Here is a 13,212-nt window from a genome sequence, read left to right on the forward strand (position 1 = left end):
CGCCAGGAGTCGGCGTCAGTAGACGAGGATGTCCCAGTGGCTGCCCTCGTTGCAGTACAGGTTGCCCGAGCCGGCCTTCCACTGCGGGTAGCCGTCGCCCCGGTAGCCGATGTAGGTGAAGCTGTTCTGGATGTAGCTGTCGATGCAGGAACTGCGGGAGATGTCGACCTTGTAGCCGTTGTAGTGGCTGTAGGTGCCGGAGGCGTGGCCCACCTCGGTCCCGCCCGTGATGTTGATGGCACAGCCGCTGGCCTGCTTGAGGGTGATGATGGTACTCACCGTGCCCGAGTTGATCTGCTCGAACGACGTGCAGGTGGAGTTGGACCTGGTGGTACAACCGCCGCTGGAACTCCACGTGATGCCGGCGTTCCTGAACTGAGCGGCGGCCGTCGACTGCGACAGCTTGGAACCGCTCGCGCCGGCCGTGGGCGCCGAGACGGCGAGGCCGGCCACGGCCAGGACGACGACGGTGGCTGCGGTGCGTGGCTTCAACTGCATCTCCCGGTGAGGATGGTGAGCCTCGGATCGGCCCCCGGATCCCGCCGGCCCCGGCAGGGGGACGGGAAGTCCAGCGCCGGGCGGACGGAACCGGCCCGGACGAAGGAGTCGTACGACGTGCTGTGACGCGGCAGTGCCTCGGCGCGAGTGACGAACTGTCCGTCCGGCGCTACCGCCCGGGGATCCGGGGCAACGAGGAGCGGGCTTCGTGAACCAGTACCGCACCAGGATGACCCACCGCGGTCTACGCGTGCAGACCCCGGTCTGTGAATTTCGCGTGACGAGGAGGCGTGGATCCGCCGGACCCAGGGGCCGGGGAGAACACCCTCGCGGCCACACCCGTTACTCCGGCAGGACTTTGACACCTCGCCACCTCAGGAGCTGCCGCGTGCGTGAGGTGGACTGACGGCCACCAGGGGGGTCTTGAGGGAACCGACGGCCGGTGACCACGACGCGTGCACGGCCCGGGTGGGAACAGGCCACCACCGCCCGGCCCGCCGGCGGCTTCTAGGATCTGCGGTATGGCAACACGACTCGTGCAGATCAACATGAAGGCCCATGACGACGCCGCGCTCGGCCGGTTCTGGGCGGAGGCACTCGGCTGGGGTATCGACAGCGAGGCCCCCGGTGTGACCAACCTCGAACCCGTGGGCTTCGTCTACCCGGACCCCGCGGCCGTCTGCATCGACTTCGTCGCCCGGCCGGAAGCCAAGACGGTGAAGAACCGGGTCCACCTCGACCTGGCCACCACCTCGACCGCCCACCAGGCGGAGCTGGTCGCGCGTCTGAAGGATCTCGGCGCGACGCTCGCCGACGTGGGTCAGGGCGACGTGCCCTGGACGGTCATGGCCGACCCGGAGGGCAACGAGTTCTGCGTCCTGGAGCCCCGCCCGCTCCACCGGGACACCGGGCCGATCGCCGCGGTGGTGGTCGACTGCGCCGACCCGCGGGCGATGGCCCGGTTCTGGGACGAGGCGATGGACTGGACGCTGCACGAGGTCGCCGACGACCACGCGACCATGCGCTCCGCCCAAGGAGTCGGCCCCTACCTGGAGTTCCTCCGCACCCCCGACACCAAGAGCGGGTGGAACCGCGTCCACCTCGACGTCCGTCCCTACCCTGGCGACGACCCGGCCGCGGAGGAGGCCCGGCTGCTCGCCTTGGGCGCCACCGACCCCGGTATCGACCGGTCCGCGATCTCCTGGACGGTCCTGGCCGACCCGGAGGGCAACGAGTTCTGCCTCCTGGCCCCTCGCTGACCTCGACCGACGCCAACGGCAGCGACAGCGGCAGCGACAGCGACACACAGGGGGCCCGGCCCGCCCCGAGCCGGAACGACGGGCAGGGCGCCGGCGGCACCGGGCGATTGGGACCCGCCACATCGGACAGACGAGCAGTATGTCGAGACAACACAAGGAGACCGAGCGGTCGTACGAAGGTGCGCTGCGCGGGCCGATCAGCGCGGCTGGCCTGCCCGGCGTGGCCTCCGTACGCACCGGTACCACGCAACGGCTGGACGCCGTCTACTTCGACACCCCCGACCTGCGGCTGCTGCGTCGCGGCGTGACCCTTCGCCGCCGCACCGGGGGTCCGGACGCGGGGTGGCACCTCAAGACGCCCCAGCCGGACGGCAGCCGCACCGAGACCCGTCTTCCACCCGACGGCCGCAGGAACCGGCCACCCGCAGAGCTGACCGCCCGGGCCGCGGTCCACGCGCGCGGAGGCCGGCTCGACGCCGTGGCGCACCTGCGGACACGGCGGGATCCCACACTGCTGCTGGACGAGGGCGGGTGCACCCTCGCCGAGATCGACCGGGACGCAGTGTCCGCCGGCCTGATCGGACCCGGCGGCACGACGTCCGGGGCGGCCGACTGGACGGAGACCGAGGTGGAGGCGGCGACGGCCGGACCCCGCCTCCTCGACGCGGTCGAGGAACGGCTGCTGGCGGGCGGCCTGCAGCCGTCCGCCTCCGGGACGAAGCTCGGCAGAGCGCTGCACGACCGGCTCGCGGAGCTTCCGGCGGGGGCACCGGCCGCCCGCCCGGCCGGTCCGGATGCGCCGGAGTCCGCCGGCGACTGTCTCACCGCCTGCCTGCGGACCCACGTCGCCGCCCTGGAGTCGCTGGACGCGGCCGTCCGGCTGGACGAGCCCGACGCGGTGCACCGGATGCGGGTCCACGTCCGCCGCCTGCGCAGCGCGCTCGCCGCCCACCAGCGCCTCCTCCGCAAGGGGTCGGTGGACGACATCGACGACGAACTGCGCCGGCTGGGCCGGATCCTCGGTCGTGCCCGGGACGCCGAGGTACTGGGCCGACGGCTGACCACAGGTGCTGCCGACCTGCCCCCTGACCTGGGGCCGCGGACGACCTGCGAGCTGCTGGAGACCGTCTTCCGGGACCGGTACGAGACCGCCTGGCGCTCGGCCGTCCAGGAGATGCGCCGCCCCCGCTACTTCGCGCTGCTGGGCACGCTGGAGGATCTGGCCGCGGATCCTCCGCTGCGCGGCCGGGCCCGCCGCGGCCGCCGGGAGGCCGGGAAGGTCCTGGCCCGGCAACGCAAGCGGACCGCGCGGCGTCTGCGTGCCGCGCTCGACCTGGCTCCCGGGCACAACCGTGACGAGGCCCTCCACCGCGCACGGAAGGCGGCCAAGCGCGCCCGCTACGCCGCCGAGTGCACCGAGCCGCTGCTGGGGAAGCCCGCCCGGCGGCTGGCCCAGCGGACGAAGCGCGTCCAGAAGGCACTCGGCGCCCACCAGGACGGTGTGGTCGGCGAGAGGGCCGTCCGGGAGCTGGCAGCCGGGGCCCCGCACGACGTCGCCTTCCGGCTCGGCGTCCTCCACGCCCGTCAACGGCGCGACGCGGACCACCACGTGGCCGTCGCCGCGAAGGCCGGCCGGAAGCTCGGAGTGTGACCCGGCAGCGCTGTGTCCCGCCTGCACCGGTCGCGTACCACCCGTGGGCCCGGTACGGGGGCGGGCGACCGTGACGGCGGTACGGCCGCGCCGCCGCCCCTCGGGTCCGTCAGGCGAACGGCTCCGTCACACATCCGATGGTGACGGGCCATCACGGTGTGCGGAACGGTAGGTGGCCGCCGCGATGCGGACGAACGAGGGGATCAGCGGGTTCGGGTCGTTCTCGTTCCACGCCGCCACCACGCGGCTCGGCGCCATGTCGGCCAGTGGCACCGCGGCCAGCCCCTCGGGCATGTCGTGTCCGAGGGGGGTCATGCCGACCGTGCCGTTCCAGAGCACGGCCTGCCGGCATTCCTGGACGGCCCGTACCACCGGCCCCTCGCGCAGCTCACCGCCGTTCCAGTACGACCACCACAGCGGGTCGGTGCCGTCCGGGAACCGGAACCAGCGCCGGCCGGCCAGGTCGGCCAGTTCCAGGTGCTCGTGGCGGGCGAGGGGGTCGTCGGCGCGCAGCACCGCGCCGACCGGGTCGGCGCGCAGCTCGTGCACGGTCAGGCCGGTCTCGTCGAACGGTGCGCGGGTGAGTGCGATGTCGACCAGTCCGGCGCGCAGCCCGCAGGTCGGGTCGGTCAGGTCGGCGTCGCGGATGCGGACCTCGATGCCGGGGTACCGCTCGCGGAAGGCGTCGGCCAGTCGGACGGCGCCCAGGTCGCTGCCGTCGCCGAGGAGGCCGATGGTGATGGCCGCCGGGCCGGCCTGCGCGGCCACGCGCGCACGCAGCCGGTCGGCCCGGTCGAGCAGGTCGCGGGCCTCGTCCAGCAGCAGCGCTCCGGCGGGGGTGAGGGTGACGCCGGTGGCGGAGCGGTGCAGCAGGGTGGCGCCGAGGCCGGTCTCCAGTTGCTTGATCGCCCGGCTCAGCGGGGGCTGGCTCATGTGCAGCCGGGCGGCGGCCCGGCCGAAGTGGAGTTCCTCGGCGACCGCGACGAAGTAGCGCAGGGTTCGCAGCTCCATGCTGGAACGATACCCGTACGGTATCGGGATCCGCCGAACCGGTCTTGGACGGCCGAGGTGTCCGGGCGGTGGAATCGAGGCATGGATGACGTTCTGCTTCCCGACCCCGCCGTGCATGTCGCCGGCGCCCAGGAGATCGCCCCCGACCTGCTGGTGATCCCGAACCGTGGGATCCCGCTGGTTCCCAACATCGGCATCATCGGCGGCACCCGGGCCGTCCTCGTCGTCGACACGGGCATGGGCACCGCCAACGCCGAGCAGGTCCTCGCCCTGGCGTCCGAGGTGGCCAAGGGGCGTCGGCTGTACCTGACCACGACGCACTTCCACCCCGAGCACGCCTTCGGCGCGCACGTGTTCGGCGCCCAGGCCACCTACCTCGCCAACCGCGCCCAGGCGGACGACCTGAGGACGAAGGGGCCGGGCTACCTGGAGATGTTCCGCGGCCTCGGCGCGACGGTCGCCGACCGCCTCGACGGCGACGTCCGGGTACCCGCCCCCGATCTGGTCTACGACGGCGGGTACGACCTGGACCTCGGAGGCCGCACTGTTCGGCTCCGGCCCACCGGCCGGGGCCACACCAAGGGCGACCAGGTGGTCGAGGTGCCCGACGCCGGGGTGCTGTTCACCGGCGACCTGACCGAGACCGGACAGTTCGCGATCTTCCCCTGGTTCCCGCCGCACGACACCGACGTCTCCGGCGTCGGCTGGCTGGCGGTGCTGGAACGGCTGGCCGCCGACGGGCACCGGACGGTGGTCCCCGGTCACGGCGACGTCGGCGGCCCACAGGTGCTCGCCGACGTCCGGGACTACCTGCGCGAGCTGCGCGACGAGACCTGGCGGCGACGCGACTCCGCCATGGGCGAGAACGAGATCGCGGCCGAGGTCCGGGCGCTGCTGATCGAGCGGCACCCGGAATGGATCGGACAGGAGTGGATCGAGAGGGGCGTCGGCTGCCTGTGCGCCGAACACGCCGCATGACTCCCTGACCCGCCGCCTCCCGGGCCGCGACGTCAGGCAGGGTCGGCCACCTCCACGGTCGGATCCGCACGACCGTCGCCCCGGAGGGCGTCGGCCAGCGCCTGGGCCTGCTCACGGGTGATCCCGAGCGCGATCGGGACCTGGCGCGGGCTGTAGCGAGCGGAGCAGACAGCCACCGGATTGTCCCCGGCCACCGTCCAGGACGGTCCCGCCTGCTGGTCATCCGCATCGCTCCAGACCAGCTCCCGCGCGAACCGGGAGGCCGCATCATCGGGTATCCCGCAGCGGACGAGGGCTTGCGCGACGACAAGCCACGCCTCCTGCGGCGTGGCCTCGTCCCCGAGCATGGGCAGCAGGAGCAGGAGGCGCTGTGCCGGATCGGCGAGGCCCTCGATGTCCGACCCACTCTCCGGCACGCTCGCGGCGACGGCGGTCAACTCCGCCCAGGACAGGCCGGGGCCGGCCGACTCGGGGCCACACTGCCCCAGGTGCCCGAGGCGGCCCCAGGCCGGGTGGCGTACGGCGAACTCGATGGTGTTCTCGTCCTCGTCATTGGCGTAGACGGCAAAGGCCGTATGCCCACCGGCGAAGGGCACACGGAGCACGGGCCACGGCTGCTCGGCGTCGGAGAGGCGGTCCAGCATCGCTTCGAAGGCCGCTGCCGTGACGCCGTACTCGTCCGGGTCGGCGGAGAGGTCACCCATCGTCACCAGCAAGTGGACAAGCCAGAAGGCCGGTTCGCTGGCGAGGCCTTCGCCCGCGACCAGTTCTGCGTCCGCGTACTCCGGAATGTCCACAGACTCTGCGATGTCGCTCACCCCGGGAGGCTATCGGGCCCCACCAACACTCCCCCGCCCCCGGCCCCGGCCCTGCTCCGCGGGTGCCGCAGGCCGTTCCGGTCGTTGATCACTCAGCAGGAAATGCGGGCGCAGCGCGGCGACGGGACCGACCGTGCCGACGGTGCAACCCACGCCGGCCGGCTGCACCCCCAGGCGGAGCACCGTCACGACGGCCGTGGATGCTGTTCAGCCGGGGCGGTGCGCAGGCGCCCGGCCAGTGCCTCGGCGTCCGCACTCAGCTTCGCGGCCCATGCGAGGAGGTCGGAGCGGGGACGGCCGTACGCCTCCGGGTCGGCGTACCTGCCGATGTTCTCGGGCTCCTTGTCCCGCTCGACGACGAGCGGGTGGGCCAGCGCGGAGGGATCTCGGCGAACGCCGGTCACCTGCCAGCAGACCCGCCCACCCGCGCGGCCACCGGCGACGGTGAACGCGGTGCCGTCGTACTCCTCGGACACGTGGAGATCGGGTGCGGGCTCCCCGATCGGGGTGAGCGAGTAGCACAGATCGGTGTTCAGGAGCCCGAACCAGGACGGCAGTTCGACGCGGGCCCTGCCCTCCCCGTCGAGTGTCACCGTGCCGTCGTTGAGGGTCTTCAGGGCCGGCGCCTCGACCGCGGCGTGCTGGAGGTACCGGCGTTCGGGGTCCGACGGGTGGTCGATGACGAACAGCTTCGGTCCGCCGACCACGTGCAGGCTGCCGAGTACGTCGACCGGCCCGGAGAAACTGCCGGCTTGGGGATTGCCCACGGACTGGAGGCCGCCGAACGCCACGACAGCAGTCGCGCCGACACCGGCGGCAAGACCTTGGACACCCGGTGCCCCGATCCCGTAGACACCGGTGTCCCCGACAGCGGCGCCCACCACTCCGGCAGTCGTGCCGAAGGTGGACGCCTTGCCCCGACGTCCCACGACCCCAGCGCCGAGCGTGCTGATCCCGAGGACCGCGGGTGCGTCAGCGGTCGAGGTGCCCTTCACGGCCGCGACCGGATCGGTCAGGTTTTCGGCGGTTCCGTCCGTCGTGCCCAGGACGCCGGTACCCCCGCCCTCGTGCCGGCCCTGCACGGCAGGCTCGGCCGACGCGCTGGTGCTGCCCAGGACCCCGGTGCCCACCTCGTTCCCCTGGCCGAGCACCCCCACCCGGCCTTCCTGCTCGGTGCTGCCGACCACGCCGTGGTTCTGCTTGCTGGACGCGACCAGGCCGGGCCCTGCGTCACCCCCGGCCAGCATTCCGGTCGCACCGACCCCGACCACCCCCGTACCGTCCCGCTTCTGGGCCGTGCCGAACACGCCCACGCCGCCGTAGCCGTCCGCCAGGCCGGCCACGCCGTTTCCGTCTTCCCCCGCGGTGCAGCGTCCGAAGACTCCGGCCTTCGTTCCGTCCTCCGTGGTCCCGAGGACGCCGTTGTCGCCCTTGCTCTCACCGCTGACGCCGACCCCGGTGCCGGAGATCCCTGCCACTCCGGCCGCGTCGTCCGACTGACCGGAGACCCCACGCGCGTGGACGCTCCGGCCCCGGACACCGGGAGCGGAATTGCTCAGGCCGTCGAAAGCGGGCCCGGAATCGGAGAAGGCCGAGACACCTGTGCCCGTCGAGCTGGTGGCGATCACGCCTGTCCCGGAGGAACTCTCGCCCCTGATCCCGAAGCCGCTGCCGTCGTCTGTTCCCTGGACACTGGGCATGATGCTCTCCTCGCCTGAAACGGCGTGAACGTCTGTCGCCACCGCATGATAGGAAGCGAACCAGGACGAGTCGGACATTGAGTCGGCCCGGTGTGTTCCGTCGCGGCCGTGCCGATCACTCACCGGTGTCCGCAGCCTTCTGTCATGAGTCGGTGGACGGGACAGCCGAGATCGGGGCGCGCCACGAAGGATGAGCGGCAGGTGGAGCGCGAACGGATGTCCACGGCGGCGATGCGGGACGCACTGCGCGGCCCCGGGACTGTTCGAGCCGACGGAGGTCCGCCGCCGCCCGGGTGAGCGCCCCGTACGGCACTCGGACCCCAGGACCCCGCAGGTGCTACAGCTACCGGTATGACGCCCCGACGCCGCCTCGTGAAAGCCGCCCTGGCTCCGGAAGCGGAACCGGTGTCCGTTCGCCGGCCCGGTGCGTTCTCCTGACTGCCGGGAACGGACTTCCCGCCGATCGGGCGGGCACCTCGAATGGACGTGCACCATGTCGTACCCGATGACTCACCACCTCGGTGAATCCGGAGAGAACAAGGCCGAGTTCCGCTTCGCCACCGCCACGCCGGACGTGCTGGTCGGCGAAGGCGGGACGACCGTCCACTACCTGGTCGACCCGCTCTGCGCGAAGAACCGGTTCGGCCTGTACAGGCTGGATCTGGGACCACGACCCGGTGGCCCCGCACCGCACTTCCACCGGACCATGTCCGAGTCGTTCTTCGTCCTGTCCGGGACCGTCCGCCTGTATGACGGTGAACGGTGGGCCGACTCCGGGGCTGGTGACTTCCTGCACGTCCCGGAGGGCGCGGTGCACGCCTTCAGCAACGATTCCGGCGAGCCGGCCTCGATGCTGATGCTCTTCGCACCGGGAGTGCCGCGTGCACCGTTCTTCGAGGAACTGTCCGAGATCGTGTCCGATGGAGGCCGGCTGAGCGCGGAGGAGTGGGCCGAGTTCTACCGTCGGCACGACCACTACATCGCCTGACCGGCCACCGGCCGCCGCTCACTGGGCACCGTCCATGCAGCGGCCGTCGGAGCGCTCAGGACGCCACCGCCGATGACGGCGCTGACGAAGCCCGTGAGCACGCCCTCACGGGTGCGCCACTGCAGGTAGCTCGCGATGATCACGCCGGCCGCCAGGACGATCAGGCAGGAGCCGGCGCGTTGTGCAGTTGCTTCACAGAGTCTCCTCCGTCACCTGCCGTGGCAAACCTCTGCCGGCGATGGTTGCTGACGGAAACTCAGACACCTGACGTTCCGTCCGGAACGTCCGCCGCGCGGACATTTCTCGCTCATGGCGGTTTCCGTGATGCATGCGCAGCATGGGAGACAGGGGGGAAGAGCTGTCTCGACGTCCTGGCCGCCTGTCGTCAATCCGCCTCCGGCATACTGAGCGGATGCAGAAGACGGGTGGGGCCAACTTCCCGGCGGTGAACGGGCGTTTCGAGGGCGGACGACTCAACGCGACCTGGCCGTTCGGCGTGCTCACCGTCGGATCCGGGCGGGTGCACCTGAGGGCCCGGCTGCTCGGCGCCGTGTGGCGGCTGTCCGGCGCACAGCCGCTGGACGGCACACCGGAGGAGATCGCCGAGGTCTTCCCCTGCCGCGGCCGCCTGGGGACGGCCGGTGTCGGTTTCCGTACCGTCCAGGGCCACCGCTACTACTTCTGGACGGGCGCCACGGCAACGGTCATCGACACCTGCCGCCGCCAGGGGTTCACGGTGTCGAGCGAGGTGCAGAAGGTGTGATCCGCGGCGGCCGGGCCCGGTACGAGGTCCGTGACGGCCGTCCGACCGGAACAGCCGCGCCGGGCGACGCCGGTGGGCCTACGGCCTCTGCGAGCCGAGCAGCCGGGACACCCGAAGGCGTCCCGGCGGTGTGCGTCCTGGGGTCGATCCGACCTGTCCGCCCCGGCTTGGCGGCTGCGCCGGAGGGGGCTGGTTCAGGAGAGCCAGTCGGTGTAGTGGGTGGGGGCGATGCGGGCGCCGTTCGGGGCGGTGAGGACGTCGCCGTGGACGGCGGCGAACAGGCCGGCGGTGTCATCGGTGACGACACGGCGGCCGTCGCCCTTGGCGGTCAGGGTGAGCCTGCCGAGTTCGTCGAGGGGGTAGACGTCGGGCCCCGCGATGTCGACGACGCCGTTCACAGGGCTGCCCGCTGCGACTTCGGCGACCACGCCGGCCACGTCCGCGGCGGCGATCGGCTGGATCGGCGTGCGCGGCAGGCGGATGGTGTCGCCGTCGGCGGTCATGGACAGGGTCGCGTCCATGAACTCCATGAACTGCGTGGCACGGACGATGGAATACGGGATCGGTCCGGCCTTGAGGACCTCCTCCTGAAGCACCTTCGCCCGGTAGTAGTCCAGATCGGGTACCCGGTCCACGCCGACGATCGAGAGGATGACGACGTGCCCGACCCCGCCCTCGTGGCTCGCGGCGAGGAGGTTCTCCATCGAGGTCCGGAAGAAGGCGGGCGAGGCTTCGTCGAAGGTCGGAGAGTTCGTCAGGTTGACGACGACGTCGGCACCCGCCACGGCCGCCTCCAGCCCCTGACCCGTGATGACGTCCACACCCGTGGACAGGGAGTGCGGGACGGCCTGGTGCCCGGCGGCGTTCAGGTTCTCCACGACCCGTGACCCGATCAGCCCGGTTCCGCCGATGACTGCGAACTTCATGGCATTGGCCTTCTTTCGATGACTGGCGTCCGACATGCGCCTTCCGTAGTGCCAACCCTCGACGAACGCGACCGTCTCGGCGAGCGGTGCCCGGCCCGTACGGGTGTAACCCACCGTGACATCCGTGGAAGTGATCGGCATGCCGCGGAAGGCCGTGCAGCGCGAGGTCGCCGCAGGCGTGACGGGCGAGGAGACTGGCCGGAGGGGGCGGTGCCGGGGGAATCAGCCGGAAAGACGGGAGATGATCATGCGAAAGGGACGATTCGCCGCGCTGTCGCTCGCGACGGCCGCTGTACTGGCAGCCGGGGTGAGCGCGGTACCGGCGCAAGCACAGACACCGTCGCCGGTCGTCGTCGCGCAGAGCACCGGCGCATCGCTGCCGGTGAACGCGGCGCTGAAGGCCGTCCAGCGGTTCTTCCCCGAGGTCACCCAGGTCGTCAGTGTCGGTCCCGACAGCACCGCCGTCGGCCGGCCCACGGCCACCGTCGCCGCGGTGTTCGCCGACCCGACCGGAACCATGAAGGTCACGCTCTCCGTCGACCTCTACGGCAGCACCGCCGCCGCGACGGCCGCCTTCCAGCAGGCCGCCCGGGCGAGCAGCGCCGTCCCGGGCTTCACACCGCTGGCCACACCACGCCTCGGCACGGCGACCACCGGCGGCACCGTCACCATGGGCGGCGAGACGCACATCGGCATCGGCGTCCTGGACGGCAGCCACATCGTCGGCGTGACCCTCGCCGGCTTCGACGCCACACGGGCCAACACCGCCCGCCTCGTCGCCCTCGCCCGGGCCGAGGTCACCGCTGTCGACGCGGCCCTGAGCGCCGGCCCGACCGCCGCACGGTAGCCGCCCCCGCAGGCGGCCACTCCTGGACGGCCCGGCCCGCTCCGTAGGCAACGCGGTTCGTCAGGACGGAACCACGAACCCCCGCCCGCACGTGACCACACAGCGGGACAAGGGGGGCCTCGGATGAGCACGTCCGGCATCATCGGCACGGTCGGGATCGTGGTCCTGGTCCTCTGCGTGGCCGCAATCGTGGCCATCTGGCGGACCGGGACACCGTTCCCGCCGGAGCGGCCGGGCCCGCCGGGCTGTGTCGAGTGCGGGCACAGCGCGCGCAGCCACGGCTCCCGAGGCAGTTGCAGCGAGACCGAGTACGACGGCCCGGACCGCTACGACGGCGGCGGCAACTGGATCGGCACCTGGAACGAGCGCTCGTGCCCGTGCCCCGGGTTCAGGACGAAATGAGCGGCACAGCCCACCGGCCAACCGGCCCACCGGCCCACCTGCCCACCGGCACCGAGTAGTAGCCCTGCTGCACCGTGACCGCGACCCGATCTCCGAGCTTGACGGCGAGGGGGCCCGGTGAGTTCAGGCACAGCTGTGCTCAGGCGTCATCGTGCTCCAGGAAGAGGCAGGCCAGCCCGGGGAGACGGGCCTGCATTTCCGACGCGTCGTCGAAGGCGAAGTTCTCGCCCATATCGGCCGGCTCGCGATCGGTGCGGGGTCCGCAGAAGTGGTCGTAGTCGTCGTGGAACGTGCAGCCGTCTTCGCCGCCGTTGATGCGCTCGTAGGCGTAGGAGGCCGCGTAGTTGACGGATTCGTTGAACAGAACCTCGTCACTGCCTCCGGCCGCCGCAGCGATGACGTCCGGATGCTGGGCGAGAACATCGGGTGCGGTGACGGCCCGCTCGTACCACTCTCGGCCCTGGGCGATGAGTCCGGCGCGGAAGTCCATGAAGGCGTCGTCGGAACAGCCTCCGCCGATCAGATAGCCGGCAGCCCACACGTCCCAGCGGTAGATCGCCCCGTGGAGCTGATCGAAGCACTGCTGGTATTCGAGAATCATCTGCTTCGAGGTCGCCGCAAGCCGGTCGACCAGGGCCGATGCGAACGCCTGGCCCGGGTCTCCGGAGGCCGAAGCGGCGTCTGTTCGTGCCGCTTCGATGACGGTCCAGAAGTCGTCGATGTTCATGGCCGCACCCTCTCACCTGGCTCTGACAGCCGACTCCGGGGGCCGCTCGCCCGGGGCGGCCGGTAGCCGAACTGTCAGTCGCGGTACCGACAATGCAGGTGGATCCCCCGGGCGCGGCCGCTTCGTGTCTGCTTCAGCCGCCGATCACTGCGATAGGCATTCAGGCATTCAGGCATTCAGCTACCATCCGACGAACGTTCGTCAGATGAACGTGGGCCTGGCGAGGATCCAGGTCCGAAGTAACGGGGGGGAAGAAAGACATGGCTGATCCTGATGCCGGTTTGCAGTTCAAGGTCAATCCGGCCGAACTGGACGGCTGCGGACAAAGTGCGCAGCATATCGGGGGTTTGATTCCGGGTGAGACGTCGAAGTTGGCGGAGCCGTGTAATCAGGCTGCCGGTACGTTGCAGGGTTGGTTGACGGCTGCGGCAGTGCGTGACTGTGGGGCGAACTGGAAGACGTTGCTGGACAAGCTCGGTGGTGACATGGGGGATGTCGGCACGAAGCTCGCCGCGACGGCCGGCTACTACCGTCAGGTGGAGAAGGACATCCATCAGAGCATGCGGAATCCGTCCGCGCCGGTTCCGGAGGAGCCGGATCCGTTCGGGACGGCTGTCGTGCCGGGCCCGGTGAAGCCCTCCAGT

General features: G+C 71.4%; 15 protein-coding genes. 8 read left to right on the forward strand and 7 right to left on the reverse strand.

The genetic code is table 11. The features are described 5' to 3' along the window. Window positions 1-15: 15 nt before the first annotated feature. The gene (locus tag ABTY56_RS20105; protein WP_350630278.1) at window positions 16-498 is read right to left on the reverse strand and encodes a hypothetical protein; all 483 of its coding nucleotides are present in this window, start codon (window positions 496-498) and stop codon (window positions 16-18) included. A 521-nt stretch (window positions 499-1,019) separates the two neighbouring features. On the opposite strand from ABTY56_RS20105, the gene ABTY56_RS20110 reads away from it, so the two are divergent. Together ABTY56_RS20110 and ABTY56_RS20115 are read left to right on the forward strand one after the other, a co-directional pair. Then, entirely contained in the window at window positions 1,020-1,757 is a 738-nt protein-coding gene (locus tag ABTY56_RS20110) for a VOC family protein (RefSeq protein ID WP_350630279.1), read from the forward strand. Window positions 1,758-1,896: 139 nt separating this feature from the next. Further along, window positions 1,897-3,408 carry a CYTH and CHAD domain-containing protein gene (locus ABTY56_RS20115; protein WP_350630280.1) on the forward strand — a complete coding sequence of 504 codons (1,512 nt, stop codon included), beginning with the start codon at window positions 1,897-1,899 and terminating at the stop codon, window positions 3,406-3,408. A gap of 126 nt (window positions 3,409-3,534) precedes the next feature. Here the strand turns inward: ABTY56_RS20115 and ABTY56_RS20120 are convergent, their stop codons facing one another. Next, window positions 3,535-4,419, reverse strand: coding sequence for a LysR family transcriptional regulator (locus ABTY56_RS20120; protein WP_350630281.1), 885 nt, complete (start codon window positions 4,417-4,419; stop codon window positions 3,535-3,537). Between the two features lie 81 nt (window positions 4,420-4,500). On the opposite strand from ABTY56_RS20120, the gene ABTY56_RS20125 reads away from it, so the two are divergent. After that, window positions 4,501-5,397: an MBL fold metallo-hydrolase gene (locus ABTY56_RS20125; RefSeq protein WP_350630282.1), complete on the forward strand. Its 897-nt coding sequence runs from the start codon at window positions 4,501-4,503 to the stop codon at window positions 5,395-5,397. Between the two features lie 32 nt (window positions 5,398-5,429). On the opposite strand, the gene ABTY56_RS20130 is transcribed toward ABTY56_RS20125, so the two are convergent. Then, the gene (locus ABTY56_RS20130) at window positions 5,430-6,215 is read right to left on the reverse strand and encodes a hypothetical protein (protein WP_350630283.1); all 786 of its coding nucleotides are present in this window, start codon (window positions 6,213-6,215) and stop codon (window positions 5,430-5,432) included. Window positions 6,216-6,400: 185 nt separating this feature from the next. Then, window positions 6,401-7,693 (reverse strand): hypothetical protein, encoded by a 1,293-nt coding sequence (locus tag ABTY56_RS20135; RefSeq protein WP_350630284.1) that lies wholly within the window; start codon window positions 7,691-7,693, stop codon window positions 6,401-6,403. Between the two features lie 715 nt (window positions 7,694-8,408). Between ABTY56_RS20135 and ABTY56_RS20140 the strand changes: the two genes are divergently transcribed. Next, the gene (locus ABTY56_RS20140) at window positions 8,409-8,903 is read left to right on the forward strand and encodes a cupin domain-containing protein (RefSeq protein ID WP_502893150.1); all 495 of its coding nucleotides are present in this window, start codon (window positions 8,409-8,411) and stop codon (window positions 8,901-8,903) included. Here the strand turns inward: ABTY56_RS20140 and ABTY56_RS20145 are convergent. Next, window positions 8,891-9,046 (reverse strand): hypothetical protein, encoded by a 156-nt coding sequence (locus ABTY56_RS20145; RefSeq protein WP_350630286.1) that lies wholly within the window; start codon window positions 9,044-9,046, stop codon window positions 8,891-8,893. The genes ABTY56_RS20140 and ABTY56_RS20145 overlap by 13 nt on opposite strands. 269 nt (window positions 9,047-9,315) lie before the next feature. Between ABTY56_RS20145 and ABTY56_RS20150 the strand changes: the two genes are divergently transcribed. Continuing rightward, the gene (locus ABTY56_RS20150; RefSeq protein WP_350630287.1) at window positions 9,316-9,666 is read left to right on the forward strand and encodes a hypothetical protein; all 351 of its coding nucleotides are present in this window, start codon (window positions 9,316-9,318) and stop codon (window positions 9,664-9,666) included. Between the two features lie 194 nt (window positions 9,667-9,860). Here ABTY56_RS20150 and ABTY56_RS20155 read toward each other — a convergent pair whose 3' ends face one another. Further along, window positions 9,861-10,592 carry an SDR family oxidoreductase gene (locus ABTY56_RS20155; protein ID WP_350630288.1) on the reverse strand — a complete coding sequence of 244 codons (732 nt, stop codon included), beginning with the start codon at window positions 10,590-10,592 and terminating at the stop codon, window positions 9,861-9,863. 247 nt (window positions 10,593-10,839) lie between these two features. On the opposite strand from ABTY56_RS20155, the gene ABTY56_RS20160 reads away from it, so the two are divergent. Together ABTY56_RS20160 and ABTY56_RS20165 are read left to right on the forward strand one after the other, a co-directional pair. Continuing rightward, on the forward strand, window positions 10,840-11,439 hold the full coding sequence (locus ABTY56_RS20160) for a hypothetical protein (RefSeq protein WP_350630289.1): 600 nt from the start codon (window positions 10,840-10,842) through the stop codon (window positions 11,437-11,439). A 123-nt stretch (window positions 11,440-11,562) separates the two neighbouring features. After that, window positions 11,563-11,841, forward strand: coding sequence for a hypothetical protein (locus tag ABTY56_RS20165; protein ID WP_350630290.1), 279 nt, complete (start codon window positions 11,563-11,565; stop codon window positions 11,839-11,841). A 139-nt stretch (window positions 11,842-11,980) separates the two neighbouring features. Here ABTY56_RS20165 and ABTY56_RS20170 read toward each other — a convergent pair whose 3' ends face one another. Then, window positions 11,981-12,568: a DUF4240 domain-containing protein gene (locus ABTY56_RS20170; RefSeq protein ID WP_350630291.1), complete on the reverse strand. Its 588-nt coding sequence runs from the start codon at window positions 12,566-12,568 to the stop codon at window positions 11,981-11,983. A gap of 260 nt (window positions 12,569-12,828) precedes the next feature. On the opposite strand from ABTY56_RS20170, the gene ABTY56_RS20175 reads away from it, so the two are divergent. Beyond that, a partial coding sequence (locus ABTY56_RS20175) for a WXG100 family type VII secretion target (protein ID WP_350630292.1) occupies window positions 12,829-13,212 on the forward strand: 384 nt, incomplete at its 3' end.

Origin of the sequence: Kitasatospora sp. NPDC097691, assembly GCF_040302665.1 — a bacterium.
Taxonomy (GTDB): domain Bacteria; phylum Actinomycetota; class Actinomycetes; order Streptomycetales; family Streptomycetaceae; genus Kitasatospora.